This is a genomic window from Klebsiella sp. NPDC088457 (assembly GCF_044900465.1).
Lineage (GTDB): Bacteria > Pseudomonadota > Gammaproteobacteria > Enterobacterales > Enterobacteriaceae > Klebsiella.
Map to the genome: position 1 here is coordinate 1 of NZ_JBJDNH010000005.1, position 25,841 is coordinate 25,841.

At 60.0% G+C, this 25,841-nt stretch carries 27 protein-coding genes and 1 pseudogene; 19 read left to right on the forward strand and 9 right to left on the reverse strand.

Going from position 1 to position 25,841, the window contains the following annotated elements; translation table 11 throughout:
• Positions 1 to 134 precede the first annotated feature (134 nt).
• Positions 135 to 692: a DcrB family lipoprotein gene (locus tag ACI2JR_RS04680; protein ID WP_132729437.1), complete on the forward strand. Its 558-nt coding sequence runs from the start codon at positions 135 to 137 to the stop codon at positions 690 to 692.
• Here ACI2JR_RS04680 and ACI2JR_RS04685 read toward each other — a convergent pair.
• Positions 693 to 1,912: pseudogene (locus ACI2JR_RS04685) on the reverse strand (MFS transporter).
• A gap of 660 nt (positions 1,913 to 2,572) precedes the next feature.
• Here ACI2JR_RS04685 and ACI2JR_RS04690 point away from each other — a divergent pair.
• The 18 genes from ACI2JR_RS04690 (at position 2,573) to acpT (ending at position 17,515) form a co-directional block, all read left to right on the forward strand.
• On the forward strand, positions 2,573 to 2,962 hold the full coding sequence (locus tag ACI2JR_RS04690; RefSeq protein ID WP_132729435.1) for a lipoprotein: 390 nt from the start codon (positions 2,573 to 2,575) through the stop codon (positions 2,960 to 2,962).
• A 498-nt stretch (positions 2,963 to 3,460) separates the two neighbouring features.
• Complete coding sequence (locus ACI2JR_RS04695; protein WP_462477995.1) at positions 3,461 to 4,183, forward strand: beta-ketoacyl synthase chain length factor; 723 nt, start codon at positions 3,461 to 3,463, stop codon at positions 4,181 to 4,183.
• Positions 4,168 to 4,983 (forward strand): lysophospholipid acyltransferase family protein, encoded by an 816-nt coding sequence (locus tag ACI2JR_RS04700; RefSeq protein ID WP_132729489.1) that lies wholly within the window; start codon positions 4,168 to 4,170, stop codon positions 4,981 to 4,983. Before ACI2JR_RS04695 ends, ACI2JR_RS04700 begins: the two co-directional genes overlap by 16 nt.
• Entirely contained in the window at positions 4,964 to 5,221 is a 258-nt protein-coding gene (locus ACI2JR_RS04705) for a phosphopantetheine-binding protein (RefSeq protein WP_132729488.1), read from the forward strand. The genes ACI2JR_RS04700 and ACI2JR_RS04705 overlap by 20 nt, the downstream gene beginning before the upstream one ends.
• A gap of 10 nt (positions 5,222 to 5,231) precedes the next feature.
• Positions 5,232 to 5,483, forward strand: a complete 252-nt coding sequence (locus ACI2JR_RS04710; RefSeq protein WP_132729433.1) for an acyl carrier protein — start codon at positions 5,232 to 5,234, stop codon at positions 5,481 to 5,483.
• A gap of 5 nt (positions 5,484 to 5,488) precedes the next feature.
• Positions 5,489 to 6,070 (forward strand): hypothetical protein, encoded by a 582-nt coding sequence (locus ACI2JR_RS04715; protein ID WP_462477996.1) that lies wholly within the window; start codon positions 5,489 to 5,491, stop codon positions 6,068 to 6,070.
• Positions 6,067 to 7,425: an AMP-dependent synthetase gene (locus ACI2JR_RS04720; protein WP_462477997.1), complete on the forward strand. Its 1,359-nt coding sequence runs from the start codon at positions 6,067 to 6,069 to the stop codon at positions 7,423 to 7,425. The genes ACI2JR_RS04715 and ACI2JR_RS04720 overlap by 4 nt, the downstream gene beginning before the upstream one ends.
• Positions 7,412 to 7,762, forward strand: a complete 351-nt coding sequence (locus tag ACI2JR_RS04725) for a hydroxymyristoyl-ACP dehydratase (protein ID WP_462477998.1) — start codon at positions 7,412 to 7,414, stop codon at positions 7,760 to 7,762. Before ACI2JR_RS04720 ends, ACI2JR_RS04725 begins: the two co-directional genes overlap by 14 nt.
• Positions 7,753 to 9,444, forward strand: a complete 1,692-nt coding sequence (locus ACI2JR_RS04730; protein WP_462477999.1) for a glycosyltransferase — start codon at positions 7,753 to 7,755, stop codon at positions 9,442 to 9,444. The genes ACI2JR_RS04725 and ACI2JR_RS04730 overlap by 10 nt, the downstream gene beginning before the upstream one ends.
• Before the next feature lie 3 nt (positions 9,445 to 9,447).
• Complete coding sequence (locus ACI2JR_RS04735) at positions 9,448 to 9,870, forward strand: acyl-CoA thioesterase (RefSeq protein WP_462478000.1); 423 nt, start codon at positions 9,448 to 9,450, stop codon at positions 9,868 to 9,870.
• The gene (locus tag ACI2JR_RS04740) at positions 9,867 to 10,472 is read left to right on the forward strand and encodes a LolA family protein (RefSeq protein WP_132729427.1); all 606 of its coding nucleotides are present in this window, start codon (positions 9,867 to 9,869) and stop codon (positions 10,470 to 10,472) included. Before ACI2JR_RS04735 ends, ACI2JR_RS04740 begins: the two co-directional genes overlap by 4 nt.
• On the forward strand, positions 10,441 to 12,765 hold the full coding sequence (locus tag ACI2JR_RS04745) for an MMPL family transporter (protein WP_462478001.1): 2,325 nt from the start codon (positions 10,441 to 10,443) through the stop codon (positions 12,763 to 12,765). The genes ACI2JR_RS04740 and ACI2JR_RS04745 overlap by 32 nt, the downstream gene beginning before the upstream one ends.
• Positions 12,762 to 13,346 (forward strand): DUF3261 domain-containing protein, encoded by a 585-nt coding sequence (locus ACI2JR_RS04750; protein ID WP_462478002.1) that lies wholly within the window; start codon positions 12,762 to 12,764, stop codon positions 13,344 to 13,346. The genes ACI2JR_RS04745 and ACI2JR_RS04750 overlap by 4 nt, the downstream gene beginning before the upstream one ends.
• 1 nt (position 13,347) lies before the next feature.
• Positions 13,348 to 14,517 carry a beta-ketoacyl-[acyl-carrier-protein] synthase family protein gene (locus ACI2JR_RS04755; RefSeq protein WP_462478003.1) on the forward strand — a complete coding sequence of 390 codons (1,170 nt, stop codon included), beginning with the start codon at positions 13,348 to 13,350 and terminating at the stop codon, positions 14,515 to 14,517.
• Complete coding sequence (locus ACI2JR_RS04760) at positions 14,514 to 14,990, forward strand: ApeP family dehydratase (protein WP_132729423.1); 477 nt, start codon at positions 14,514 to 14,516, stop codon at positions 14,988 to 14,990. The genes ACI2JR_RS04755 and ACI2JR_RS04760 overlap by 4 nt, the downstream gene beginning before the upstream one ends.
• Positions 14,987 to 15,718 carry a 3-ketoacyl-ACP reductase FabG2 gene (locus ACI2JR_RS04765; RefSeq protein WP_462478004.1) on the forward strand — a complete coding sequence of 244 codons (732 nt, stop codon included), beginning with the start codon at positions 14,987 to 14,989 and terminating at the stop codon, positions 15,716 to 15,718. Before ACI2JR_RS04760 ends, ACI2JR_RS04765 begins: the two co-directional genes overlap by 4 nt.
• Complete coding sequence (locus tag ACI2JR_RS04770; RefSeq protein WP_132729421.1) at positions 15,715 to 16,944, forward strand: beta-ketoacyl-ACP synthase; 1,230 nt, start codon at positions 15,715 to 15,717, stop codon at positions 16,942 to 16,944. The genes ACI2JR_RS04765 and ACI2JR_RS04770 overlap by 4 nt, the downstream gene beginning before the upstream one ends.
• Position 16,945: 1 nt before the next feature.
• Complete coding sequence (gene acpT, locus ACI2JR_RS04775; protein WP_132729420.1) at positions 16,946 to 17,515, forward strand: 4'-phosphopantetheinyl transferase AcpT; 570 nt, start codon at positions 16,946 to 16,948, stop codon at positions 17,513 to 17,515.
• Position 17,516: 1 nt separating this feature from the next.
• Here the strand turns inward: acpT and arnF are convergent, their stop codons facing one another.
• The 8 genes from arnF to ACI2JR_RS04815 all read right to left on the reverse strand — a co-directional run bounded on the left by arnF (position 17,517) and on the right by ACI2JR_RS04815 (position 25,786).
• Complete coding sequence (gene arnF, locus ACI2JR_RS04780) at positions 17,517 to 17,900, reverse strand: 4-amino-4-deoxy-L-arabinose-phosphoundecaprenol flippase subunit ArnF (protein WP_132729419.1); 384 nt, start codon at positions 17,898 to 17,900, stop codon at positions 17,517 to 17,519.
• Positions 17,900 to 18,238 (reverse strand): 4-amino-4-deoxy-L-arabinose-phosphoundecaprenol flippase subunit ArnE, encoded by a 339-nt coding sequence (arnE, locus tag ACI2JR_RS04785; RefSeq protein WP_132729418.1) that lies wholly within the window; start codon positions 18,236 to 18,238, stop codon positions 17,900 to 17,902. Before arnE ends, arnF begins: the two co-directional genes overlap by 1 nt.
• A complete protein-coding gene (gene arnT, locus ACI2JR_RS04790) occupies positions 18,235 to 19,890 on the reverse strand; it encodes a lipid IV(A) 4-amino-4-deoxy-L-arabinosyltransferase (RefSeq protein WP_132729417.1) in 1,656 nt (551 codons plus the stop codon). Before arnT ends, arnE begins: the two co-directional genes overlap by 4 nt.
• The gene (gene arnD, locus ACI2JR_RS04795; protein ID WP_462478005.1) at positions 19,871 to 20,788 is read right to left on the reverse strand and encodes a 4-deoxy-4-formamido-L-arabinose-phosphoundecaprenol deformylase; all 918 of its coding nucleotides are present in this window, start codon (positions 20,786 to 20,788) and stop codon (positions 19,871 to 19,873) included. Before arnD ends, arnT begins: the two co-directional genes overlap by 20 nt.
• A complete protein-coding gene (gene arnA / locus ACI2JR_RS04800) occupies positions 20,785 to 22,770 on the reverse strand; it encodes a bifunctional UDP-4-amino-4-deoxy-L-arabinose formyltransferase/UDP-glucuronic acid oxidase ArnA (protein WP_462478006.1) in 1,986 nt (661 codons plus the stop codon). Before arnA ends, arnD begins: the two co-directional genes overlap by 4 nt.
• Positions 22,767 to 23,750: an undecaprenyl-phosphate 4-deoxy-4-formamido-L-arabinose transferase gene (arnC, locus tag ACI2JR_RS04805; RefSeq protein WP_462478007.1), complete on the reverse strand. Its 984-nt coding sequence runs from the start codon at positions 23,748 to 23,750 to the stop codon at positions 22,767 to 22,769. The genes arnA and arnC overlap by 4 nt, the downstream gene beginning before the upstream one ends.
• Before the next feature lies 1 nt (position 23,751).
• A complete protein-coding gene (gene arnB / locus ACI2JR_RS04810) occupies positions 23,752 to 24,891 on the reverse strand; it encodes a UDP-4-amino-4-deoxy-L-arabinose aminotransferase (protein ID WP_462478054.1) in 1,140 nt (379 codons plus the stop codon).
• A gap of 388 nt (positions 24,892 to 25,279) precedes the next feature.
• Positions 25,280 to 25,786: a phenolic acid decarboxylase gene (locus ACI2JR_RS04815; RefSeq protein ID WP_165905713.1), complete on the reverse strand. Its 507-nt coding sequence runs from the start codon at positions 25,784 to 25,786 to the stop codon at positions 25,280 to 25,282.
• Positions 25,787 to 25,841: the final 55 nt, after the last annotated feature.

Here is a 25,841-nt window from a genome sequence, read left to right on the forward strand (position 1 = left end):
GAATATGTAGCTGCAAAAACAGCCAGCTCAAGCTCAGTTATCGGCATTGCAGCCAGGTTAAGAGTACTCGCAAGCTGATGTGATAAGATAAGCGAATGAGCCATTAATGGCCGTTTATCGAAAGGAAGATGTCAATGCGCAATTTGGTTAAATATGTCGGTATTGGCCTGCTGGTTATGGGGCTTGCGGCCTGTGATAACAGCGATTCAAAAGCGCCAACCGAAGGGGCGGCGGCGGAAAGCAACGCCAGCGGGCAGACGATCGAGCTGCTGGATGGCAAGCTGAGCTTCTCCCTGCCGGCCGGGATGACCGACCAGAGCGGCAAGCTGGGCACCCAGGCCAACAACATGCACGTCTACTCCGACGTCACCGGGCAGAAAGCGGTGATCGTGATCGTCGGCGACAGCACCAACGAAGAGTTAAGCGTGCTGGCTCAGCGCCTGGAAGATCAGCAGCGCAGCCGCGATCCGCAGCTGCAGGTCGTGACCAATAAATCCATTGAGATCAAAGGCCACACGCTACAACAGCTGGACAGTATTATCTCCGCCAAGGGTCAGACCGCCTGGTCTTCGGTTATTCTCGGCAAGATTGACGATAAGCTGTTGACCCTGCAGATCACCCTGCCGGCAGACAACCAGCAGCAGGCGCAAACTGCGGCGGAAAATATTATCAACACCCTCGTCATCCAGTAATTACTGGCCTGACGTCGCGGCCTCCGGCGCCACCGCCGGGGGCCGTTTTTTTAAGCGCCAGCCCAATAAGAACGCTACGGCCGCCAGCCCCGCCGCCGCCAGATAAATCGTCGATATTCCCGCCCACGCCATCAGCAGCCCGGCTAACGGACCGCTCAGCCCTAAAGAGAGATCCATAAAAACCGTATAGGTGGCCAGCGCCGACCCCTGGTTCTGCTGCGGCACCGCCTTCACCGCCACCACCCCCAGCGCCGGGAAAACCAGCGAAAAGCCGGCTCCCGCTAAAAACGTGCCGGCTTTCGCCATCAGCGAGCTCTCTGCCAGCCCCACCAGCAATAAGCCGACAATCTCAACGCTAAAGCACAGCAGCGCCACGTTCAGCCCCCCAGACGCTGAATCGCGTTGGGGAACAATAGCCGCGTGCCGACAAACGCACAGCTGAACAACGTCAGGGCGAACGCCGCGCCGTCCCAGCCTTTAGCGGCGTAAAATAGCGTAATAAAGGTGGCGATCGCGCCAAATCCGGCGGAAGCCAGCGCCAGCGCCATACCATAGAGCCAGACCCGGCCCAGCACCGCCCGAAACGACATGGCCTTCCCCTTCGCCGCCTTCACCGCCGCCCTCGGCAGCGCGCAGCAGATAGCCGCCAGCGCGACCGCCATAATCGTCAACGCCAGGCCATGCAGGCCAACGAGGGTGTAACACAGCACCCCGAGCGGCGCCCCCATCGCCATCGCCCCGTAGGTGACGATGCCGTTCCACGAAATCACCCGCCCGATATGTAACGATCCCACCACTCCCACGCCCCACAGGGTTGAACCGGTGCCGGCAAAACTTTGCCCGATACCGAGGATCACGCGGCCAAGGCACAACAGCGCCAGGCTCAGCGTCGGCCAACCGCTCCCGCTCGCCGCCAGGAGATAACTCAGGCCGCTGAGAAAACAGCCGCACAGCCCGAACACAACAATCTTTTTGGGCCCGAGGAGATCGGCATAGCGCCCGGCATGGGGGCGACTGAGAAGGGTCGCAAAATATTGCAGACTGATCACCAGACCGGCCCAGAACGCGCTGAATCCCATCACATCATGAACATACCCGGGCAGCACCGCCAACGGCAGGCCGATCGTCAGGTAGCTGGCAAAATTAAACATCACAACAGAGACAATCCGCAGATTGAGGCGCAATCCATTCAGCGCCGGTGCGTCAACGGGTTCGGGCATCGGGTCCACCAGATTTTTACCACAAGGTTTCACTATTACCATGTCGCCCGCCCAAAAGCAGCACGCGGCGTGGAAATTCCCGCTTCGGCGGGCCGCGCGGTCGCCCTCAGCCTAAGGCGCCGGTTCCGCACGCGGCAATAATAACCCTGCGATATATGATGATTGACTTTCTTTTTCGCCTGGCTACGGCGTGAATGATTTTTTGTATAGCCCTCAATAAGGCGCCAGGAGAGAGAGCAATTCGCCAGGTACGAATTTGAACCGCTGAAGGCGGTCCCCGGCGAGCGACAGGGATGTCCTTACCCTTCCCCTGGAGCACCGCCCCCCACAGACAACGTGAAGTATGGCGGGGATATATTTAAATACCGCCAACGATATGGCTGAATATCCCCGCGAATTAACTGTCTGGCGAATAATAATGTTGATTGTATAAATTTTGTGAATTCCCGTTACGTCGTTAAAATTCAACTTCATAACACCATGGTTCATCACTCATTGCTGCTGGTGGCCTCGCTCGCTATCCTTTATGATAAAAACCGTCCCACCTTGCGATAACACGGAAATCCACACGGGATATTTATCCGGGACGCTCTTGTGGCTGATATTCATTTTAAGGTCATCTATTTCATTGTATTACCGGTAATTTGACAGGGAGTATTCATGAAAAAATATGTGCAGTGGTTTGCCGCTATTGCGGTGGTGGGTACGTTGGCGGGCTGTGCGCGCACCGCGCCGGTTGAGCAGATTCAGACCACCGTCAGCGCTGGCCATAGCGATGCTCAGGTGAAGCAGGCCATTCTGCGGGCCGGGGTGCAGCGCCAGTGGATCATGTCGGAAACCGCCCCTGGCACGATCGCCGCGCGGCAGCAGGCGCGTGACCATGTCGCTGAGGTCCGTATTAATTACTCCGCCACCGGTTATTCTATTCACTACGTCAGCAGCAGCAATCTGATGGCGTCCGATGGGAAAATCCATAAAAACTATAACCGCTGGGTCCACAACCTGGATAAAGATATTCAGGTAAATCTGGCCGCGGGTTCGAGCCTGTAATCGCCCCCGTCGCAGCAATCTATCGTTGCTTCAGGGGTTGGCGCGCCAATGCTTACCCCTGAAGAGGAATAGGGTCAGAGACTATTCTGCTGCGATACTGGATTCGGCATTATCCTATGTATTCATTTGCCGCCCGGTACAATATGTGGCGGAAATGTCGAAGACGGGCCATCAATCTGTTAACGACGGGATGGAATATCTCTGTCAGACGCTGATATTTGCCATAATAAATTGCACTGACGGGCGAAAATATCGAAAATACGCCCGGATCTCGCCCCATAAATTGTCATGCGGTGACTACGCTTGCCCGATATGTCCTCAAGCCAATCCTGAGGGCGGATATCCGGTCGGCAAAAAAACGGAACGCTAAACAATCCAGGTCGGTAACGCGCCGTTCGTTGAGGCGTTAGCCATACTGTATACGCGGGCCAGAACAAAAATAAAAAGTGACGTTAAAAAACGGCACTCAGATCACCGGCTTATCGCGGATACGCGTTGATGAAATTTGCACTAAACATAGTTGACTGGCAGGGCCGGGCCCCGGGAATGAGCGAAACGACGCAGTGGCAGCAATGGTCACGGCATCCGTACGCCATCGATCCCTCAGCCCCACAGGCAAAACTAACCGAATTACCGATGATGACCGCCAGACGCCTCAGTTCCGGCAGTAAACTCGCCGTCGAGTGCGGGCTGGCCATGCTGCGCCGCCATCATATCGATGCCGTACTGTACACCAGCCGCCATGGCGAACTGGAACGCAATTATCGCATTCTCCACGCTCTGGCGACGCAACAGGCCATCTCCCCGACCGACTTCGCCCTTTCCGTCCATAACTCGGCGGTGGGGAATCTGACGATTGCCGCCCAACGGCCGATCGTTTCCTCTTCGCTTTCGGCCGGGCGGGATACCTTCCAGCAGGGGCTATGTGAAGTCATGTGCCTGCTGCAGGCGGGCTATCAGCGGGTGCTGATGGTGGATTTCGACGGCCACCTGCCCGAGTTTTATCATCCGCAGCTACCGCCGGCGATGCCCATCTGGCCCTACGCGCTGGCGCTGGTGATTGAAGCCGGAGAATCCTGGCGCTGCGCCAGCCACAGCGCTAGCCCATGTGCCGAAACAGAACTTCCGCAGAGCTTATTATTTTTACAACACTATTTGCGGGACCGCCCCGCCTTCACCCTCCCCGGCGAACGCGTACAGTGGCAATGGAGTCGCGCATGAAGCGTCTGAACCGGGTCTGGCGGGGAGCCATGACCGGCGTCTGTTTCGCCCTGTTTGGTCTTGGCGGGCTGCTGCTGTCCCTCATCTGGTTTAACCTGCTGCTGGTGGTGGTCAGGAATAAAACCCGTCGTCGTCGCCTGGCGCGCCGCAGCATTGCGGCCAGTTTCCGCCTCTTTCTGACGGTGGTGAAAGCCGTCGGCGTGCTGGATTATCGCATTGCAGGCGGCGACATTTTGCGCCAGGAGCGCGGTTGTCTGGTGGTAGCCAATCATCCAAGCCTGATCGACTACGTGATGCTGGCTTCGATCATGCCGGAGACCGATTGTCTGGTAAAAAGCGCGTTGCTGAAAAACCCGTTCGTCAGCGGCGTGATTCGCGCGGCAGATTATTTGATTAACGATCAGGCGGATTCGCTGCTGCCCGCCAGCCGGCAGCGGCTACAGCAGGGCGATACCATTTTAATTTTCCCCGAAGGGACGCGTACCCGCCCCGGCGAAACCATGACCCTGCAGCGCGGCGCGGCCAATATTGCCGTACGCTGCGCCAGCGATTTACGCGTTGTGACGATCCGCTGCACCGAGCATATGCTCGGCAAGCAGTGCAGATGGTACGATGCGCCGCCGACAAAACCGCTGTTTACCATTGAGGTACGCGATCGGGTACAAATCGACTCATTTTACGATGCCCGCTCGCAGGAGCCGTCGCTGGCGGCAAGAGAGTTAAATCGGCATCTTTTGCTTCAATTACAAACAGGTACTACGCCTACTTCAGGAATTAATGATGCAAGCGCTCTATCTTGAAATTAAAAATCTGATCATAACTACGCTGAATCTCGAAGAACTGTCGGCTGACGACATTGACTCCGATGCGGCACTCTTTGGCGATGGCCTGGGTCTGGATTCCATTGACGCCCTGGAGCTGGGGCTGGCGGTGAAGAACCGGTATGGCGTGGTGCTCTCCGCCGAAAGCGACGAGATGCGCCAGCACTTCTTCTCCGTTGCCACCCTGGCCGCTTTCATCCACGCCCAACGTACCTGAGGCAAGCCCTATGACTCAATCACCCGATATTTATGCAGAAGTCTCGGCACTTCTGGTCAAGCTGTTTGAAATCGACCCGCAGGATATCAAGCCGGAAGCGCGCCTGTATGAAGACCTTGAGCTCGATAGCATTGATGCTGTCGATATGATCGTCCATCTGCAAAAGAAAACCAGCAAGAAGATCAAGGCGGAAGAGTTTAAAGCCGTGCGCACCGTGCAGGATGTGGTTGATGCGCTCGAACGCCTGTCCCGGGAAGGCTGAGCCGCATGTCGGGGGGGCTCTCACGCAAGGGCATACCGCTGCTGACGAGCCTGCTCCTGCTGGCCTGGCCATGTGTCATCTGGCTGGGCCTCGCGCATAACAGCCTGCACTGGCTGCTTCCATTAATGGCGCTGCTGCTGTGTTTACGCCTGCGTCAAACCCGGCGCCAGGCGGGCCCGCTGCGCGTCGTCACCCAGTTGGCGGCGCTGGCGGGGATCGTCCTGTGCGTGGCCAGCGCGCTGCTGAAAACGCACCAGCTGCTGCTGTTTTACCCGGTAGCGGTGAACGCCGTCATGCTCGCCGTGTTCGGCGGTTCGCTGTGGTCAGCCATGCCGCTGGTGGAACGCCTGGCCCGCTTACAGGAGCCTCACCTTCCCGCCGCCGCCGTGCGCTATACCCGCCGGGTCACGCAGGTCTGGAGCCTGTTTTTTATCGCCAATGGCAGTATCGCCCTCTGTACGGCGCTGTATGGCGATATGGCGCTCTGGACCGCGTGGAACGGCATGATTGCCTATCTGCTGATCGGCGCGCTGATGGCCGGAGAGTGGCTGGTACGCCGGCGGATGATTAAGCGAGAATCCTCATGACCTTGCCTCTTTCTATGGCCCGCTGGCTGAATGCTCCCCGCCCGGCCGACACCCTGGTGGCCTGGCGGGACGATCGGGTCTGGACATTAGGCCATTTGCGCGATGACGTCGCGCGCTGGGCGGAACAGCTGCTGCAGCACCCGGGGCAACGCTGGGCGCTCTGTTTTGACGACAGCTATCTGTTTCTGGTCGCGCTGCTGGCCACGCTGCATGCCCATAAAACGCCGGTGATCCCGGGGCATAACCGACTCTCCCTGCTGGAGGAGCAGCGCGCGCTGTTCGACGGCGTGCTCAGCGACACGCCTCTTGGCTGGAGCGGCCCGGCATGGGTCATCAGCAGCGCCCGGCGCTCTCCGCCGCAGGCCGTCGCCTGGCGCGAGCTGGCCGATGACGCCTGCATTGAGCTTTTCACCTCGGGTTCGACGGGGCAACCGAAGCGGATTAGCAAATCGTTAGCCTGCCTCGACCGCGAGGCAGCGCTGCTGGCCACGCGTTTTGCCGCCCGGCTGGAAAGCTGCCGTATTGTCGCCTCGGTGGTGCCGCAACATCTCTACGGATTGACCTTTCGCATCATCCTGCCGATGGCGCTCAGCCTGCCGCTGCACGCGGCCATGCTGCATTATGCCGAGCAGCTCAGCGCGCTGAATCCCCGGCACCGCTATGCGTTTATCAGTAGCCCGGCCTTCCTGAAGCGCCTTGACCCCCGGCTGATCCCGCCGCCGGTAGCGGCCGTCTTCTCTGCGGGCGGACTGCTGCCCTGGGAGAATGTCACCCAGGCGGCCGGGTGGCTTAAATGCTGGCCGGATGAGATCTACGGCAGTACCGAAACCGGCGTCCTTGCCTGGCGCTGCCGCGAACAGGAGCACGGCGCCTGGCAGCCTTTCCCCGGCGTCAGGTTCATTGCGCAAGGCCCGAAAATTCGCGTATTTTCGCCGCTGATCGCCGATCGAGACGGCCTGTTACTCGACGATACCCTGCAATTCACCGAAGATGGGCAGTTTCGCCTGATCGGGCGTCAGGGACGGGTGGTAAAAATTGAAGAAAAGCGGGTTTCGCTCAGCGAGATCGAGCGGCGCCTGCTGGAGCTGGAAGGCATTTGCGAGGCGGCGGCTATCCCCGTCAGCCACGCTGGCCGCCAGGGCGTCGGCGTCCTGCTGGTGCTGGATGAAAGTACCCGTCAGGAGTGGCACTCCGCGGGCAGAGCCCTTGAGCAAAGGTGGCGGCAGGCGCTACGCCCCACGCTGGAGCCGGTCGCCATCCCTCGCTACTGGCGGATTATCGACGAAATTCCGGTTAACAGCATGAATAAGCGTGTCTATGCGCAATTACAGGAGCTGTTTCATGAAACCCCATGAAATTGAACGTCATCAGGCCCAGCAGCAGAGTGAAGTGGTTCTCCATCTCGACCCCAACCTTTTCTGGTTCAGCGGCCACTTTGCCGTACAGCCGCTGCTGCCCGGCGTAGCCCAGCTGGACTGGGTGATGCATTATGCCACCACGCTGCTGGCGCCAGGCTGGCGGTTCCACAGCATTCAGAACGTCAAATTTCAGGCGCCGCTGCTGCCGGATGCTACCGTCACGCTCACCCTGAACTGGCAGGAGGCGCGCCAAATCCTCACCTTCAGCTATCAGCGCCACGACGGCGAAGCGCGACATACCGCCAGCAGCGGGAAGATCCGATTATGTCGCTAACCTTCACCCCCTGCGTGGTGATCCCCTGCTACAACCACGGCGCGATGATGTCTCAGGTGCTTGCCCGGCTGCAGCCGTTCCACCTGCCCTGTATCGTGGTGGACGACGGCAGTGACGAAGCCACCCGGCAGGTGCTGGAGCAACTGGCGATGCGGAAACCGAATCTGACGCTGATTCGGCTGGCGAACAATGCCGGTAAAGGCACGGCGGTAATCCGCGGCCTGCAGGCGGCGGCCGAAGCCGGGTATAGCCACGCCGTGCAGGTCGATGCCGACGGGCAGCACGCCATCGAAGATATTCCGCAGCTGCTGGCGCTGGCGCAGGCCCATCCGAGAGGGCTGATCTCCGGGCGGCCGATTTACGATGACTCTATTCCCCGCTCGCGCCTGTATGGCCGCTGGATAACCCACGTCTGGGTGTGGATTGAAACGCTCTCGCTCCAGCTCAAAGACAGCATGTGCGGCTTTCGCGTGTACCCGATTGCGCCAACCCTACAGCTGGCGCAGCGCGTGGCGCTCGGGAAGCGGATGGATTTCGATACCGAAGTGATGGTGCGCCTCTACTGGCAGGGCCATAACAGCTATTTTGTTGCGACCCGCGTCACCTATCCCGCCGACGGGCTGTCTCATTTTGATGCCCTGAAGGACAACATCCGTATCTCCCGGATGCACACCCGCCTGTTCCTCGGCATGTTGCCGCGTATCCCTGCCCTGCTGTTTCGCCGCGCCGCCCCCCACTGGGCGCAGCAGGAAGAGCTGAAGGGGCTGTGGGGGATGCGCCTGATGCTGCTGGTCTGGCGTCTGCTGGGACGCGGCGCGTTTTCATGGCTGCTCTACCCGGTGGTGGGCGCCTACTGGCTGACGGCGCATCGCGCCCGGCGGGCCTCGCAAAACTGGCTCTCCCGCGTGCGCGATCGGCTTAGCGCCCACCGGCTACCGCTGCCGCCGCGCCTCAACAGCTATCGCCACTTTCTGCGTTTTGGCGAGGCGATGCTCGATAAGATAGCCGGCTGGCGCGGCGAATTGCGTTTCGACCGCGATGTGGTTTTCGCGCCGGGAGCGGAAGAGGCGCTCAGCAACACAACGCCAGGCGGCAAGCTCTTACTGGCCTCCCATCTCGGCGATGTCGAAGCCTGCCGCGCGCTGGCGCAACTGCAGGGCAGCCAGATCATTAACGCGCTGGTGTTTAGCGACAACGCCCGCCGTTTTCAACAGATCATGGCGGAGATGGCCCCGCAGGCCGGGGTAAACCTGATACCGGTAACCGATATCGGCCCGGATACCGCCATCCTGCTGCAAGAGAAGCTGGACCGTAACGAATGGGTAGCCATCGTCGGCGACCGTATTGCCGTGACGCCCCAGCGCGGCGGCGAATGGCGCGTCTGCTGGAGCGAGTTCATGGGGCAGCCCGCGCCGTTCCCGCAGGGTCCGTTTATTCTGGCGTCAATTCTGCGCTGCCCGGTACAGCTGATTTTTGCTCTGCGCCAGCAGGGCAAGCTGCATATTCATTGTGAACCCTTTGCCGACCCGCTGACCTTGCCGCGGGCCGGACGCCAGGCGGCGTTGCAGGAGGCGGTCGACCGCTACGCGCAACGTCTTGAACACTACGCGCTGCAGTCGCCGCTGGACTGGTTCAATTTTTTCGATTTCTGGCAGTTGCCGGATGCCAAAGAGAAGGAGTAAAGGGTGCTTAACGATCCCCGTTTTACTGCCGAGGTAGAGCTGACCGTACCGTTTCACGACGTCGATATGATGGGCGTGGTGTGGCACGGCAACTACTTTCGCTACTTTGAGATCGCCCGCGAGGCGCTGCTCAATCAGTTCAACTATGGCTACCGTCAGATGAAGGAATCCGGCTATCTCTGGCCGGTGGTGGATACCCGGGTGAAGTACCGCGACGTGCTGACTTTTGAACAGCGTTTTCGCGTGCGCGCCCGGATAGAAGAGTACGAAAACCGGCTGCGCATCGGCTATGAGATTTTCGCCGCCGACAGCGGAAAACGCACCACCACCGGCTACACCATCCAGGTGGCGGTGGCGGAGCAAAGCCGCGAGTTGAGCTTCGTCTGCCCGGATATCCTGTTTGAACGTATGGGGGTGAAGCCATGAGAGGGTGGCCCCTGCTGGCGCTCTTGATCAGCCCGCTGGTCAGCGCCCTGACGCTTGATGATCTGCAACAGCGCTTTAGCGAACAACCGACGATCCGCGCCCACTTCGATCAAACCCGTACCATTAAGGATCTGCCGCAGCCGCTGCGATCCCAGGGCCAGATGTTGATCGCCCGCGACCAGGGGCTGCTGTGGGATCAGACCGCGCCGTTCCCGATGCAGCTGCTGCTGGATGATAAACGGATGGTGCAGGCGATCGGCGGCCAGCCGCCGCAAACGATCACCGCCGCCAACAATCCGCAGATGTTCCAGTTCAACCATCTGCTGCGCGCGCTGTTCCAGGCCGACCGGCAGGTGCTGGAGCAGAACTTTCGCGTCGAGTTCGTCGATAAAGGCGAAGGGCGATGGACCCTGCGCCTGACGCCGAAAACCACGCCGCTGGATAAAATCTTCGCCACCATCGACCTGGCCGGCCAGAGCTACCTGGAAAGTATTCAACTCAATGATAAACAAGGCGATCGTACCGATATCGTCCTCTCTCAACATCAACTGACGCCCGCGCAACTGACCGATGACGAACGACAACGATTTGCTGCACCGTAACCGCAGGCGCATCGCGCTGCTCTGGGGAGCGATCTGCCTGCTGATGCTGGGCCTCCTGCTGACGCAGCTGCCCCGGTCGCGCATCAACAGCAGCGTGCTGGCGATGTTACCGCAACAGACGCTCGGAGCCATTCCGCCAGAACTGAACGATGGCTTTGTCCAGCGCCTTGACCGGCAGCTGGTCTGGCTGGTCAGCCCTGGCCAGCAGGCCGATCCTCAGGTGGCGCGCGCATGGCTCAGCCTGCTGCAAAAATCCCACGTCCTGGCCGACGTGAAAGGTCCGATGGATGCCGCCAGCCAGCAGGCCTGGGGAGCGTTTTTCTGGCAGCACCGCAACGGCCTTATCGATGACGCTACCCGCGCGCGCCTGCAAAACGGCGGCGCGGCGCAGGCGCAGTGGGTCCTCTCCCAGCTCTATTCGGCGTTCTCCGGGGTCAGCGGCCAGGAGCTGCAAAACGATCCGCTGATGCTGATGCGCGGGTCGCAGCTGGCGATGGCAAAAAACGGTCAGCATCTGCAGCTCAAAGACGGCTGGCTGGTGGCGCAGGATAAACAGGGAAACAGCTGGTATCTGATCCACGGCGAGCTGGCCGGTTCCTCATTCGATATGCAGCAGACGCACCGCTTAGTCACCACCCTGGCGGCGCTGGAGGGGGAATTAAAAGCACGCTACCCGCAGGCGCAGCTGCTGTCGCGGGGTACGGTATTTTACAGCGACTATGCCAGCCAGCAGGCCAAACGCGATCTCTCCACCCTCGGCGTGGCCACGATACTGGGGGTGATTCTGCTCATCGTTGCGGCCTTCCGCTCGCTTCGTCCGTTGATACTGTGTCTGATCTCCGTCGGTACGGGCGCGCTGGCGGGAACCGTCGCCACGCTGCTGCTGTTCGGCGAACTGCATCTGATGACGCTGGTGATGAGCATGAGTATTATCGGTATCTCCGCTGACTATACGATCTACTATCTGACCGAACGCATGGTGCACGGCCAGGAGGCCACGCCGTGGCAAAGCCTCGCCAAAGTCCGCAACGCGCTGCTGCTGGCGCTGCTGACGGCGGTGGTGGCCTATCTCATCATGATGCTCGCCCCCTTCCCGGCCATCCGCCAGATGTCGGTGTTCGCCGCCGCCGGGCTCAGCGCTTCGTGCCTGACGGTGATTTGCTGGCATCCGCTGCTCTCCCGCGGTTTACCGGTTCGCCCGGTTCCGGCGCTGGTGCTGATGCTGCGCTGGCTGGCGGCGTGGCGGCGCAATAAAAAACTGTTCATCGGCCTGCCGCTGGCGCTGGCGCTGGTATCAGTAGCGGGAATCGCCACGCTGCGCGTCGATGACGATATCGCGCAGCTGCAGGCGCTGCCGCAGCCTATTCTGGCTCAGGAAAAGGCGATCGCTGCCTTAACCGGCCAGAGCGTCGATCAGAAATGGTTCGTGGTCTACGGCGCGACGCCCCAGCAAACTCTGGAACGGCTGGAAGCGTTTATTCCCGCGCTTGAGCAGGCGAAAAAAGCGGGAACGATCGCCGGGTATCGCACCCTCCCGCTGAACTCGCTGGCCCGCCAGCAGCAGGATCTCGCGCTATTAAACAAAGCCGCGCCGGCGGTCGCTGCCGCGCTGCAAAGCGCCGGGCTGAAAAACATAAACGCCGATCTTCAGCCGATGCCGGTCACGGTCGATGCCTGGCTTGCCAGCCCGGCCAGCGAAGGCTGGCGTCTGCTGTGGCTGACGCTGAAAGCGGGCGAAAGCGGCGTGCTGGTCCCGGTTGACGGGGTCAAAGAGAGCGCTGCGCTGCGGGCTCTGAGCGAAAAACAGAGCGGCGTGGCATGGGTGGACCGCAAAAGCGCCTTTGACGATCTGTTCATGCTCTATCGCCACCTGCTGACGGGGCTACTCGGCATCGCGCTGGCGGTCATCGCCTGCGGCGCGATGCTGCGTCTCGGCTGGCGCAAAGGGCTTATCAGCCTGCTGCCTTCGGTGCTGTCGTTAGGCTGCGGGCTGGCGGCGCTCTCCCTGAGCGGCCATCCGCTGAACCTGTTTTCCCTGCTGGCGCTGGTGCTGGTGCTGGGAATCGGCATCAACTACACGCTGTTTTTCAGTAATCCGCGCGGGACGCCGCTGACGTCGCTGCTGGCGATCGTGCTGGCCATGCTGACCACTCTGCTGACCCTGGGGATGCTGGTATTCAGCGCCACTCAGGCGATCAGCAGTTTTGGTATTGTGCTGGTCAGCGGTATTTTCACCGCCTTCCTGCTGTCTCCCCTGGCGATGCCCGGTAAAAAAGAGAAAAAAAGACGATGATTAAGCACAGACTCTGGCGCGCCGCCGCGCTGGCCGCCACCCTCATCCTCGCCGGCTGCAGCCACTCGCCTCAGCCTCAGCAAGGGCGTCCGCAGGCCTGGCTGGAGCCGGGAACCCGCGTGACGTTACCGGCGCCGGGCATCACTCCGCCGCTGAATGCGCAGCAGCTGCTCACCGGACGGTTCAACGGCCAGAGCCAGTCGCTGCTGGTGATGCTCAATGCCGATGAGCAAAAAATCACCCTCGCCGGCCTCTCCTCGGTGGGGATCCGGCTGTTTCTCGTGACCTATGATGATAAGGGGCTGCGCGCCGAGCAATCGATCGTCGTCCCGCAGCTGCCGCCGGCAAGCCAGGTGCTGGCCGACGTGATGCTCAGCCACTGGCCGATAGCGGCCTGGCAGCCGCAGCTGCCGCAAGGCTGGACGTTGACCGACGCTGGCGACCGCCGCGAGCTACGGAACGCTCGCGGCCAGTTGGTGACGGCGATCGCCTATCTGAACCGGCATGGCAAGCGCGAACCTGTCAGCATTGAGCAACGGGCCTTTAAATACCACATCACCATTCAATATCTGGGCGACTGAGATGATCTACCATTCCGCTGTCGGCATGATCAATGCGCTGGGCGACAACTGCGACGACATCGCCGCAAATCTGACGCGCGGCGTCGCCCCCGGTATGCGCCCGCGCGCAGGCTGGCTTCAGGGGCAGCCCGCGGCGGTACTCGGCGGCGTTGACGGCGAACTGCCCGCCATCCCTGACGCGTTTGCCGCCCACCGCTCGCGCAACAACCAGCTGCTGCTGGCGGCGCTGGCGCAGATCCGACCCCAGGTCGACGACGCTATCGCCCGCTACGGCCGCGACAGAGTCGCCGTGGTGCTCGGCACCAGCACTTCCGGGCTCGATGAAGGCGATATTCACGTTGCGTTAACGCTCAACGGCAAACAGAGCGCCGCCTGGCAATATCCGCAGCAGGAGCTTGGCGACCCGTCGCGTTTTCTGAGCCACTGGCTGGCGCTGGACGGCCCGGCGTTTACCCTTTCCACCGCCTGCTCCTCCAGCGCCAGGGCCATCATCAGCGGCCGGCGGCTGATTGAAGCCGATCTCGCCGACGTGGCGATTGTCGGCGGCGCCGATACGCTGAGCCGAATGCCGATCAACGGCTTTCATAGCCTGGAGTCACTTTCGGCAACGCGCTGCCAGCCCTTTGCCCGCGACCGCTGCGGGATTACCATCGGTGAAGGGGCGGCGCTGATGCTGCTGACGCGCGAAGCGCAGCCCATCGCGCTGCTGGGCGTCGGCGAATCAAGCGATGCGCACCATATTTCGGCGCCCCATCCGCAGGGCGAAGGGGCCATCCGCGCGATTACCCAGGCGCTTGATGACGCCGGTATCCCCGCCGGGGCGGTGGGCTACATCAACCTGCACGGCACCGCCACGCCGCTTAACGATCGGGTGGAATCGCAGGTCGTGCAGCAGCTGTTCGGCGACCAGGTGCCGTGCAGCTCAACCAAACACCTCACCGGGCATACCCTCGGCGCCGCCGGGATTACTGAAGCGGCAATCAGTATGCTGATTTTGCAGCGCCATTTGCCGCTGCCGGCCCAGGATTTTAGCCTCTCGCCGCGCGACCCGGCGCTGCCGGCGTGCGGTATCATCACCGCCACACAGCCCCTTGAACGCCCGGTGATTTTGTCCAACTCATTTGCCTTTGGCGGCAATAACGCCAGCATTCTGCTCGGGAGACTTTCATGAGCCACTACCTGTCGCCCGGCGACTATCTGCCGCACGACGCCCCCATGCTGTTGCTCGAAGAGGTACTGGACGTTACCGACGAGACGGCGATCTGTCAGGTGAAGGTCGCCGCCGGGGGCGTGCTGGCGCCGTTTCTTGATGCCAACGGCGATCTGCCAGGCTGGTTTGCGCTGGAGCTGATGGCGCAGACCATTGGCGTCTGGTCCGGCTGGCATCGCCGCCGCCGGGGTCAGAGCAGCATCGCCCTCGGCATGGTGCTCGGCGCCAGAGAGCTGGTATGCGCCGCAGGCGTCCTGCCCGCCGGGAAAACGCTGACCATCGCGGTCAGCTTATTAATGCAGGATGAGCGTTTCGGTAGCTTCGAATGCACCCTCCGCTCCGGGGAGGAAACGTTGGCAACGGGTCGTATCAACACCTTCCAGCCAACCCCCGAAGAGTTAACGACGCTTTTTAATCAGGGAGAGAAACCATGAGTCGTTCCGTATTAGTGACCGGTGCCAGCAAGGGTATCGGGCGTGCTATCGCCTGCCAGCTGGCGGCCGATGGCTTTGTCGTCGGCGTCCATTATCATCGTGACGCAGCAGGCGCGCAGGAGACGCTGAATACCCTCCGCGCCGCCGGTGGCGCAGGCCGGACGTTGAGCTTTGATGTTGCCGACCGCGAACAGTGCCGCGAGGTGCTGGAGCAGGACATCGCCGCCCATGGGCCGTGGTACGGCGTGGTGAACAATGCCGGCATTACCCGCGATGGCACCTTCCCGGCGCTCAGCGACAATGACTGGGATGCGGTGATCCACACCAATCTCGACAGTTTTTATAACGTCATTCAGCCGTGTATTATGCCGATGATCGGCGCCCGTCAGGGCGGAAGGATTATTACCCTCTCCTCCGTTTCCGGGGTGATGGGCAACCGCGGGCAGGTTAACTACAGCGCCGCCAAAGCGGGAATTATCGGCGCGACCAAAGCGCTGGCCATTGAGCTGGCGAAACGCAAAATCACCGTTAACTGCATCGCGCCAGGGCTGATTGATACCGGGATGATCGACATGGAAGAGGCGGCCCTCAAAGAAGCGATGTCAATAATCCCGATGAAACGCATGGGCCAGGCAGAGGAAGTCGCCGGGCTTGCCAGCTATTTAATGTCGGATATTGCGGGCTATGTGACGCGTCAGGTGATTTCCATCAATGGAGGTATGCTATGACCCGGCGCGTAGTCATTACCGGCATGGGCGGCGTCACCGCCTTCGGCGAAAGCTGGCAGGCGGTATCCGCCAGGCTGCAGGCCTACGAGAACGCCGTGCGCAAAATGCCGGAATGGCAGATCTATGACGGGCTGCACACCCTACTCGGCGCGCCAATCGACGATTTCGCGCTACCGGAACACTATACCCGCAAGCGTATCCGCGCCATGGGCCGCGTCTCGCTGATGTCCACCCGCGCCAGCGAGCTGGCGCTGGAACAGGCGGGGCTGATTGGCGATGCGGTGCTGACCAACGGCGAAACCGGGATTGCCTACGGCTCCTCCACCGGCAGTACCGGCCCGGTCAGCGAATTCGCCACCATGCTGACGGAAAAGCACACCAATAACATCACCGGCACCACCTACGTCCAGATGATGCCGCATACCACCGCGGTGAACACCGGCCTGTTCTTCGGCCTGCGCGGCCGGGTAATCCCGACCTCCAGCGCCTGCACCTCCGGCAGCCAGGCGATTGGCTACGCCTGGGAAGCCATTCGCCACGGTTATCAAACGGTAATGGTCGCCGGCGGGGCTGAAGAGCTGTGTCCGTCAGAGGCGGCCATCTTCGACACCCTGTTCGCCACCAGCCAGCGCAACGACGAGCCGAAAACCACCCCGTCGCCGTTCGATGAACAACGTGACGGCCTGGTGATTGGCGAGGGCGCCGGCACGCTGATTCTGGAAGAGCTGGAGCACGCCAAAGCGCGCGGGGCGACCATTTACGGTGAAATTATCGGCTTCGCCACCAACTGCGACGCCGCGCATATCACCCAGCCGCAGCGGGAAACCATGCAGATCTGCATGGCGCAATCGCTCAACATGGCCGGGCTAAGCCCCCAGGATATCGGCTACGTGTCGGCGCACGGGACGGCGACCGATCGCGGCGATATTGCCGAGAGCCAGGCCAGCGCCGCCATTTTCGGCGACAAGGTGCCGCTCTCCTCGCTGAAAAGCTATTTTGGCCATACCCTGGGCGCCTGCGGCGCGCTGGAGGCCTGGATGAGTCTGCAGATGATGCGCGAAGGCTGGTTTGCCCCAACGCTTAACCTGCGCCATCCGGACCCGCAGTGCGGCGAGCTGGATTACATTATGGGCGAAGCCCGCCGCATCGACTGTGAGTTTTTGCAGAGCAATAACTTCGCCTTCGGCGGGATCAATACCTCCATCATCATTAAGCGTTGGCCCTGATATGTATCGCTTTTATCTGGGAAAAATCTCGACATTCAGCACGGGTTCCCTGCCGCCAGCGCTCGCTGCGCAGGCGCCGCAGGGAGCGCGTCGCGCAAGCTGGTTAGCCGGACGCGCCCTGTTAGCTCAGGCGGTATCGCCGCTGCCTGAGATTATCTACACCGGGCAAGGAAAGCCGGGCTTCTCCGGCGAAACGACGCTGTGGTTTAACCTCAGCCACAGCGGGGATGATATCGCCCTGCTGCTCAGCGATGAAGGCGAAGTGGGCTGCGATATCGAAGCCATTCGCCCACGGCAGAACTGGCGTAGCCTGGCCAATGCGTTATTTAGCCTCGGGGAACATGCGGAGCTGGAAGCGGAGCCTCCGGATCGGCAGCTCAGCGCCTTCTGGCGCATCTGGACGCGTAAGGAAGCGATGGTGAAACAGCGCGGCGGCAGCGCCTGGCAGATTGCCAGCGTCGACAGCACGCGGCATCCCACGCTGTCGGTCAGCCAGATCCAGCGCAACGGTCTGAGCATGGCGGTCTGTACGCCCACGCCGTTTGTATTGCAGGCGGAGAGTATTGGCTGAATCAGGCGCCGCGCTTCACCGGCCAGAAGATCGTCATTACGCCAGCGACAATCATCAGCACGCCCGACAGCGACCGCCAGTGGAAAGGTTCATGCCAGCCGGGCAGCCAGATGGCGGCGGCCCATACCAGGATGTAGCTCAGACTCAGCAACGCATAGGCTTTGGCGAGCGGCAGCCGATGTAGCGCAAAGTACCAGCACACCATCGACAGAAGATAGCCGCTCAGCCCGAGCGCCAGGCCGAAAGTCCCGGCGCGCAGATGCAAAAGATGATTGAGAAACGCCAGCAGCCCGCTCAGCGGCGGCAGTTCAACCATCGCCCCGCGTAGCAGCAGCTGCGCGGCGCTGACCAGCCCAACGCTGAGTAACGCCCAGAATAAGCCCATCAGACGCTGCTCCCCAGCACCACAATGCCGACGACAATCAGCCCCACCCCCACCCAGTGACGTCGCGCCACCGGCTCGCGCCAGATCCCCCAGGCCGCCAGCGTCACCCAGACAAAATTGAGGCTCAACATGGGATAGGCAATACTCACCGGAATGGCCTGCAGCACGCTTAACCACAGCAGCATACCGCCGCCGAGCGCCAGCAGCGCCAGTCCAAGCCAGCCGACAATGTGGCGACCGCGCCGCCGGGATTTAGACGGACGCGTCGCCTGTTTCTGACACAGCTGTCCGACGCAGCTCAACAGGCTGGCGAATGCCAGACAAATCCAGACGCTCATTGCGGCAGATACTGGAGAAACACAACCCGCCCTGACACATAGATGTTGTCAGGTTGCGGTAGTGGTAAATCGTCGATACTTTCCCCCTTGTCCATCAGCAGCACCAGAGATACCGGCCCCTGCTGGCGATGCGTTGCCAGCCAGTCGGCAAAGTCACGCTGGCTGACAAAGCTGCGCTGCGCATCCGGCCAGCCTAAACCGTACTTCAGCTCGCCCTGTTTGTCATACATGATGATATCGTCGCGCTTGAGCTCCCATGCCAGAGCGGCGGCAATGCCGACGCTATTACTCAGCACATAGCGGCTTGGCGTCAGTGATTCACTGACAATATCCACCATGAACTGCGGCTGTTTGCTATCAATCACCCGATCGGGGATGGCGAAGCCCATCAGCAGCGCCAGGCCCAGCGGACAACAGGCGGCCAACGGCCAGCGACGACCGTTCTCTTTCATCGCCAGCCAGCCCATCAGCGCCCAGATGGCAAACGCCACCGCCGCCAGCAGGCATTTATACAGCTCAATCTGCGTCCACACCGGTTTATGCATCAGGCCCCACGGCGACACCACCAGCACCGTCACGAGGCCCGCCAGGCCGAAGAGGAGGTTGATCAGGCCGTTAATCCGTAGCGCTTTCGCTCCCGCCCTCGCCGCATCCAGCGCATAGCGCGCCATCAGAATCGCCAGCGGCCCAAAGCAGGGCAGGATGTAGGTTGGCAGTTTGCCTTTGGCTATGCTGAAGAACAGGAGCGGCATCGCCACCCAGCCCAGCAGATACAGCGCCCCGCGGGCGTCATCCCGCTCGGTCCAGCCGCGCTTTAGCGCTCCGGGCAGCAGCGCCAGCCACGGCAGGCTGCCGGCCGCCAAGTACGGGATGTAGTACCAGAACGGCGCTTTATGCTGGGCATCCTCCTCGGCAAAGCGTTGAATATGCTCCACCCAGAAGAAATAACGCCAGAAATCCGGCTCGCGTTTAGCGATAGCCAATCCCCAGGGCAGGACCATCAGCACACAGACGCCCACCGCCAGCCAGCCGTAGGTTAACACTTCACGCCAGCGTTTACGGGCAATCACCCACGGCAGAACGCCCACGACCGGCACCGCCAGGGCGAGGAAACCTTTGGTCATCACCCCCATCCCGCAGGCGGCTCCCAACAGCACATAGCCGATGATTTTGCCGTTGCGGGTCTGCGCCTGAGCCGCCGCCCAGAAGCTGCACATCGCGAGGGTCATCCACAAGGCGATCATCGGATCCAGTACGGCATATGTACCAATACCGTAAACCAGCAGCGCGGTCAGGAAGATCGCCCCTGACAGGATCGCCACCCGTTTGTCCTGCCAGATCCGCCACGCCAGCCAGCCGACCAGCAGCGCGGTCAGGCTAATGGAAAATACCGAGCCGAAGCGTACGCCAAAGTTATTATGGCCAAATAACCACTGGCCGATGCTATTAATCCAGTAGCCGGCAATCGGTTTTTCAAAATAGCGTAGCCCAAGCAGATGCGGCACCACCCAGTCGCCGGACGCCAGCATTTCGCGACTGATCTCCGCGTAGCGCGTTTCGTCGGGCTGCCAGAGCATGCGGAAATTCAGCGGAAGTACATAATAGAGAGCAAATAACACCAGCAAAGCGAGGCTATAACGAATGCTTTTCATACGTCGAACTCAATAATTGTTCACGCCCAAGCCAGCCTTCCCGGCCGGCCAGCTCACCGCGCACCACTTTCCCCACCGGCAACACGCTGAAATCAGCGGGCAGCAGCTGGCTAAGCGGACAAAACTGAATCTCCTCTTCCGCCGCCATCGTGAGCAGGGCATCAAACTGCTGCGCAAAAGCAATCCCTTCGACTTCCGCATGAATGGTATACACCGGCGTGCCGGTATCACGATGAATGCAGTCCAGCAGATAGCGATTGAAACCGTCGGCGTCGACGGCGCTGCCGACCACCTCATCCCAGGTAGGTAGCGTCACCGGGACCTGCACGGTCCCCAGCGCCTCCTGCCCGGTCTGCGGTAGAAATGGCCCGCTCCCCCGACAGTCGCTGTTGTAGAGAAAATAAAACGACTCTTTCGCTTTAATCACCCGCTGGTCGGCCCGCCAGCCCGCCACGGCCGAGCAGGTGACCGGGCGGCCGATGATCCGTTCCAGCTCCAGCAGGCCACGCTCCACCTCCAGCACCAGCCGTTCCTGCGGCCAGACGCCGCTCCAGGTCTGCCAGCTGTAATGATCCCAGGCATGTAGCCCCACTTCATGCGTTTGCGCCGTCTCGCGGATCACCGCCTCATTGCCGGCGCCGATGCGCCGCCCGGGCCACGCGGTACCGGCTAGCAGAATATCCCAGCCGTACAGCGAGGCGGCGTTGGAGCGCAGCATCTTCCACAGAAACTTCGGTTTTATCAGACGCCATAAATGACGCCCCATATTGTCCGGCCCAACGCTGAAGAAGAAGCTTGCCTGAATCCCGTGCCGGCGCAGCAGGGTCAGCAGCCGCGGGACCCCGTCCCGCGTACCGCGAAAAGTATCAACATCGATGCGTAAGCCGACCCGTTTCATGATGTCTTGTCGTCCGCCAGTTCTACGGTGCGCAGGAAGAAGTCGAGGGTCTGTTCCACGGTCGCTTCCATCGGTACCGTCGGCGCCCAGCTCAGACAGCGCTTCGCGTTGCGAATGCTCGGTTTACGATGCTCCACATCCTGATAGCCTTTACCGTAGTAATCGCTGCTCTCCACATCGCGGAAACCGGCGAACGGCGGGAAATTGCCGCGCAGCGGATGACGTTCGAAGCAGTCCAGCAGCATTTCCGCCAGCTCTTTGATACTGGCTTCGTTGTCCGGGTTGCCGATGTTGATAATCTGCCCGTCACAGCGGCCATCTTTGTTCTCGATAATCCGGAACAGGGCTTCGATACCGTCGCTGATATCGGTGAAACAACGCTTCTGCTTACCGCCTTCGATATGCTTAATCGGCGAGCCTTCCACCAGGTTCAGGATCAGTTGGGTAATCGCGCGGGAGCTGCCGATACGCGCGGCGTTGAGGTTATCCAGACGCGGCCCCATCCAGTTGAACGGACGGAACAGGGTGAAGCGCAGGCCGGACTTGTCGCCGTAGGCCCAGATAACGCGGTCGAGCAGCTGCTTCGATACCGAGTAAATCCAGCGCTGTTTATTAATCGGCCCCACCACCAGGTTCGAGCTGTCCTCATCGAAGTTGTTGTCGGTGCACATGCCGTAGACTTCCGAAGTCGACGGGAAGATGATGCGCTTATCGTATTTCACACAGTCGCGGATGATCTTCAGGTTCTCTTCAAAATCCAGCTCGAACACGCGCAGCGGGTTGCGGGTGTATTCAATAGGGGTGGCAATCGCCACCAGCGGCAGGACCACGTCGCATTTCTTGATGTGATATTCAATCCACTCGGAGTGAATGCTGATATCGCCTTCAACGAAGTGGAAACGCGGGTTGCCGAGGAAACGGCTGATGGCGTCAGAACCGATATCCAGGCCAAAGATTTCGTAATTATCGTCCTGCAGCAAGCGTTCGGTCAGGTGGTTGCCGATAAACCCGTTCACGCCGAGGATCAGTACGCGGGTGCGGCGTTTGATCGCCGCCACCGGTTTGCTGCTCAGCACCGCGCCGGATACCAGCCCCAGCGCCTGCGCCAGCTGTGCGCCCTGCATGTACACGCCGTGTTCGGTTTGCCCGGTGACGATCTCCAGCGCGCCGTCCTCACAGGCCACCAGCAGCGGCGCAGTGGAGATCACCGTTCCCGGTTTTGCCGCCGTCAGATCGCGACGCACGCGGGATGTCCAGACGATAAACTTGTTGGCGCCGACATAGCCAAAGGCGCCCGGCCACGGATCGGAAACGGCGCGAACCAGGTTATGCAGCGTCAGGGCCGGTTTGTCCCAATCAAGACGCCCGTCTTCCGGCGAGCGGCGGCCGACATAGGTCGCCTGGCTCTCATCCTGCGCGCGCTCCTGAGTGTTGCCATCGCGAATCGCCGGCAGCGCCTGCCCCAGCAGGTCTGCAGCCGCGGAACACAGTTTGCGATGCAGGGTCAGCGCCACGTCATCGGCCCCGATAGCGACCGCCTGCTGCGCGACGATATCGCCCGCATCGGCACGGCCAATCATCCGGTGCAGGGTGACGCCGGTTTCGCTTTCGCCGTTAACCAGCACCCAGTTCAGCGGGGCGCGGCCGCGGTATTTCGGCAGCAGCGAACCGTGCAGGTTAAAGGCCCCTTTTTCTGCCAGGCTGAGGATTTCATCACCTAACAGGTTACGATAATAGAAAGAGAACAGCACATCCGGCTGCATTTCGCGGATGCGTTCCACCCACAGCGGATGGTTGACGTCTTCCGGCGCCCATACCGGGATACCTTGTTCCGCCGCAATGCGCGCGACCGAACCAAAGAAATGGTTTTCGCCAGCATTATCCGGATGGGTGAAAATAGCCGCGATTTCATATCCGCACTGCAGCAGGGACTGGATACCTGCGCAACCCATATCGTGATAAGCGAAGACTACAGCTTTCATGAACGATCTTCCTCTTGAGATGCCGTTTCCGGCTGACGAACAACACGTTGAATAAAGTAGCGAGGACGGGCGCGCACATCGTTATAGATACGGCCGATATACTCCCCGAGCAGCCCCATGCCGACAAACTGGGCGCCAATAAACATGAACAGCACGGCGAACAGCATAAACACCCCTTCCGCCGCCCACTGCGGGCCAAATACCAGCCGCAGAATCACCAGCAAGAAGGCGAAGGCGAAGCCCAGCTGGGCAATAATGCTGCCGAAGACGCTAAGCAGACGCAGCGGCGTGGTGGTCAGACAGGTCACCAGGTCGTACATCAGGTTAATCAGGCGCATAAAGCTGTATTTCGAATCACCGAACTCCCGTTCGGCGTGCATCACCGGGATTTCGACCGCCCGGCGGGCGAAGGTATTCGCGAGGATCGGGATAAACGTACTGCGCTCATGGCAGTTCAGCATCGCGTCGATGATATGCCGGCGATAGGCCCGCAGCATGCAGCCGTAATCGCCCATGGCTTTACCGGTGGTGCGTTGAATCAGGCGGTTGATCATCTTCGAGGCGCTTTTACGGAAGAAGGTGTCCTGGCGGTTCTGCCGGACAGTCCCCACCACGTCGTAGCCCTCATCGGCCTTCACCACCAGCCGCGGGATCTCTTCCGGCGGGTTTTGCAGGTCGGCATCGAGGGTGATAATCAGGTCGCCGGTAACATGGCTAAAGCCGGCCATAATCGCCGAATGCTGACCGTAGTTGCGGTTTAGCAGCACCGCCACCACGTGGCTGCCTTCGGCTTCAGCCGCCTCCGTCAGCATCCGCGCGGAATCATCGCTGCTGCCGTCGTCGACCAGCAGAATTTCATACTGGCGTCCCAGCGTCGCACAGGCGCTATCCGTACGGCGGATAAGCTCGGGCAGGCTCTCCTGCTCGTTATAAACCGGGATAACAACCGAAATCTTTTTCACGGGAGGGTAACTCAACATATCAACATCCTGACAGCTGGTGCAGCGCGGAAATGACGCGGGTGACGTCGTCATCGGTCATATCCGGGAACAGAGGGAGTGAACAAATGCGCGCGCTGTTCCATTCCGTATTCGGCAATGAAAGCGTCGGGAAACGTTCGCGATAGTACTTTTGCGTGTGCGCCGCGCGGAAATGCAGGCCGGTACCGATGCCCATGGCCTTCAGCTTTTCCATTAAGGTATCGCGGCTGAGGCCGCAGGAGGCTTCATCCACGCGAATAATAAACAGATGCCAGGCGTGCTGATGTTCCCACTCCGGTACCGTCAGCGGTTTGAATGGCGTATCCGCCAGCTCGCGCAGATAACGCTGCGCAATCTCGCCCCGGCGCTGGTTGGCATGCGCCAGTTTATCCAGCTGCACCAGCGCCAGCGCGGCGTTGATATCGGCCAGATTGTATTTAAAGCCCGGAGAAATTACCTCCGCCTGCGGGGCGCGCCCGTGGGTCTGGCGGTCATACGCGTCGACGCCAAGGCCGTGGAACTTCAGGCTGCGGATCCGCGAGGCCAGCCGTTCGTCATCGGTGACAATCAGGCCGCCTTCGGCGCAGGTCATATTTTTAATCGCGTGGAACGAGAAGATGGCGGTACCCCGATAGCCCACGTGGCGGCCTTTGTAGTACGTCCCCGCCGCGTGCGCAGCATCTTCGATAATCGGGATGCCGTGGCGTTCGCCGACGGCGCGCAGCGCGTCGATATCCGCCGGCGCGCCGGCGTAATGCACCGGAACAATCGCTTTCGTGCGCGGGGTGATCGCCGCTGCCACCGCCTGCACGGTAATCATCAGATTATCGCCGTCGACATCGATCATCACCGGTGTCGCCCCCAGCAGGCAGATCATGTTCAGAGTGGAGACCCAGGTCTGCGACGGAGTAATGACCTCATCGCCGGGACCGATGCCCAACGCCATTAAAGTGACGTGCATACCGCCGGTGGCGGAACTGACCGCCACGGCGTGAAGATTACCGGTCAGCGTACAAAAAGCCGCCTCCAGCGCCTGATTTTTCGGCCCGGTGGTGATCCAGCCCGATTGCAACACTTCACGCAGCGCAGCCAGCTCTGCGTCACCCATTGACGGGCGCGAAAACGGCAAAAATTCGCTCATCATGTTCCTGCTCTGTATATGACCCAAACCTAAAACCCGGTGCGATAAAAAATATCCTGCGCCAGTGCACTTAAACAAAATGAAAATGGAATTCTTTCAATGCCACATTTCATGGCATAGTGACGGTATATCATTAAATTTAGTCAGGTTTGCTTAGGATAATATTAAGAAATTAATATTATTTGAGAAGGAATCAAAATATGAATGCAATTCATTGATATATATTGATATTCAATATGAATATTCTCCGAAGAATGCGTTCCTGCAATGAGAAAAACGGGAACGCAATATCGAAAAATTAAACGAAGAGTAAACCAATTCGCAATAATGATTACGGGTGTCAAGATTATGAAACCCTGGATGGGATCACAGATTGTTTTCGAAAATATTACAAATTTTCAGGAAAGTTTTCCGCTAATTCATTAGCCGGGCAATTAATCACATTATCATTGTTAGCGCCACAATCACGAACAAAGGTGATGGTCGCAAACTCATCAATCACTTCAGTGGGGTAGGCAGGACCAGCCTCGCGGTAAGAAATCATCAACGGGATATGCTCATTCTGGAAGCAAACGGTTTTTTCCGGGTTGTTGATAACCCAACGCGGGAAGAAGATCGTACCGTGGAAGAGTTTATCGCCGAGGTTCACGATCAGGCTAACGTCAGTACCGGTCGGCTCGGTCCATGAGATTTTATAAATGCTCTCCCCCACCCGGACGATCCACGCCTGCTGATCTTTCACCCAGCGGTTAGCCACGATCCCGCTGTGAATTCGGTAATCCAGCGTGGTGCCGTTTTTCACATATATCTCGTAGTTCCAGCCATTATCGTAGGTATAAACCAGATGTTTACCGATAAAGCCGCTCAGGTCATGTTTGTCAAAAGTGCTCATTATTTTTGCTCCTCTGTTGTTGAGAAGCAGCTTACTGCTTTAAAAAATGAATGAATAA

What these genes read in the sequence shown, in the direction of transcription:
- ACI2JR_RS04680 (WP_132729437.1), top strand. Translation starts at nt 135, where the DNA reads ATGCGCAATTTGGTTAAATATGTCGGTATTGGCCTGCTGGTTATGGGG.
- ACI2JR_RS04690 (WP_132729435.1), top strand. Translation starts at nt 2,573, where the DNA reads ATGAAAAAATATGTGCAGTGGTTTGCCGCTATTGCGGTGGTGGGTACG.
- ACI2JR_RS04695 (WP_462477995.1), top strand. Translation starts at nt 3,461, where the DNA reads ATGAAATTTGCACTAAACATAGTTGACTGGCAGGGCCGGGCCCCGGGA.
- ACI2JR_RS04700 (WP_132729489.1), top strand. Translation starts at nt 4,168, where the DNA reads ATGGAGTCGCGCATGAAGCGTCTGAACCGGGTCTGGCGGGGAGCCATG.
- ACI2JR_RS04705 (WP_132729488.1), top strand. Translation starts at nt 4,964, where the DNA reads ATGCAAGCGCTCTATCTTGAAATTAAAAATCTGATCATAACTACGCTG.
- ACI2JR_RS04710 (WP_132729433.1), top strand. Translation starts at nt 5,232, where the DNA reads ATGACTCAATCACCCGATATTTATGCAGAAGTCTCGGCACTTCTGGTC.
- ACI2JR_RS04715 (WP_462477996.1), top strand. Translation starts at nt 5,489, where the DNA reads ATGTCGGGGGGGCTCTCACGCAAGGGCATACCGCTGCTGACGAGCCTG.
- ACI2JR_RS04720 (WP_462477997.1), top strand. Translation starts at nt 6,067, where the DNA reads ATGACCTTGCCTCTTTCTATGGCCCGCTGGCTGAATGCTCCCCGCCCG.
- ACI2JR_RS04725 (WP_462477998.1), top strand. Translation starts at nt 7,412, where the DNA reads ATGAAACCCCATGAAATTGAACGTCATCAGGCCCAGCAGCAGAGTGAA.
- ACI2JR_RS04730 (WP_462477999.1), top strand. Translation starts at nt 7,753, where the DNA reads ATGTCGCTAACCTTCACCCCCTGCGTGGTGATCCCCTGCTACAACCAC.
- ACI2JR_RS04740 (WP_132729427.1), top strand. Translation starts at nt 9,867, where the DNA reads ATGAGAGGGTGGCCCCTGCTGGCGCTCTTGATCAGCCCGCTGGTCAGC.
- ACI2JR_RS04745 (WP_462478001.1), top strand. Translation starts at nt 10,441, where the DNA reads ATGACGAACGACAACGATTTGCTGCACCGTAACCGCAGGCGCATCGCG.
- ACI2JR_RS04750 (WP_462478002.1), top strand. Translation starts at nt 12,762, where the DNA reads ATGATTAAGCACAGACTCTGGCGCGCCGCCGCGCTGGCCGCCACCCTC.
- ACI2JR_RS04755 (WP_462478003.1), top strand. Translation starts at nt 13,348, where the DNA reads ATGATCTACCATTCCGCTGTCGGCATGATCAATGCGCTGGGCGACAAC.
- ACI2JR_RS04760 (WP_132729423.1), top strand. Translation starts at nt 14,514, where the DNA reads ATGAGCCACTACCTGTCGCCCGGCGACTATCTGCCGCACGACGCCCCC.
- ACI2JR_RS04765 (WP_462478004.1), top strand. Translation starts at nt 14,987, where the DNA reads ATGAGTCGTTCCGTATTAGTGACCGGTGCCAGCAAGGGTATCGGGCGT.
- ACI2JR_RS04770 (WP_132729421.1), top strand. Translation starts at nt 15,715, where the DNA reads ATGACCCGGCGCGTAGTCATTACCGGCATGGGCGGCGTCACCGCCTTC.
- acpT (WP_132729420.1), top strand. Translation starts at nt 16,946, where the DNA reads ATGTATCGCTTTTATCTGGGAAAAATCTCGACATTCAGCACGGGTTCC.
- arnF (WP_132729419.1), bottom strand. Translation starts at nt 17,900, where the DNA reads ATGGGCTTATTCTGGGCGTTACTCAGCGTTGGGCTGGTCAGCGCCGCG.
- arnE (WP_132729418.1), bottom strand. Translation starts at nt 18,238, where the DNA reads ATGAGCGTCTGGATTTGTCTGGCATTCGCCAGCCTGTTGAGCTGCGTC.
- arnT (WP_132729417.1), bottom strand. Translation starts at nt 19,890, where the DNA reads ATGAAAAGCATTCGTTATAGCCTCGCTTTGCTGGTGTTATTTGCTCTC.
- arnD (WP_462478005.1), bottom strand. Translation starts at nt 20,788, where the DNA reads ATGAAACGGGTCGGCTTACGCATCGATGTTGATACTTTTCGCGGTACG.
- arnA (WP_462478006.1), bottom strand. Translation starts at nt 22,770, where the DNA reads ATGAAAGCTGTAGTCTTCGCTTATCACGATATGGGTTGCGCAGGTATC.
- arnC (WP_462478007.1), bottom strand. Translation starts at nt 23,750, where the DNA reads ATGTTGAGTTACCCTCCCGTGAAAAAGATTTCGGTTGTTATCCCGGTT.
- arnB (WP_462478054.1), bottom strand. Translation starts at nt 24,891, where the DNA reads ATGAGCGAATTTTTGCCGTTTTCGCGCCCGTCAATGGGTGACGCAGAG.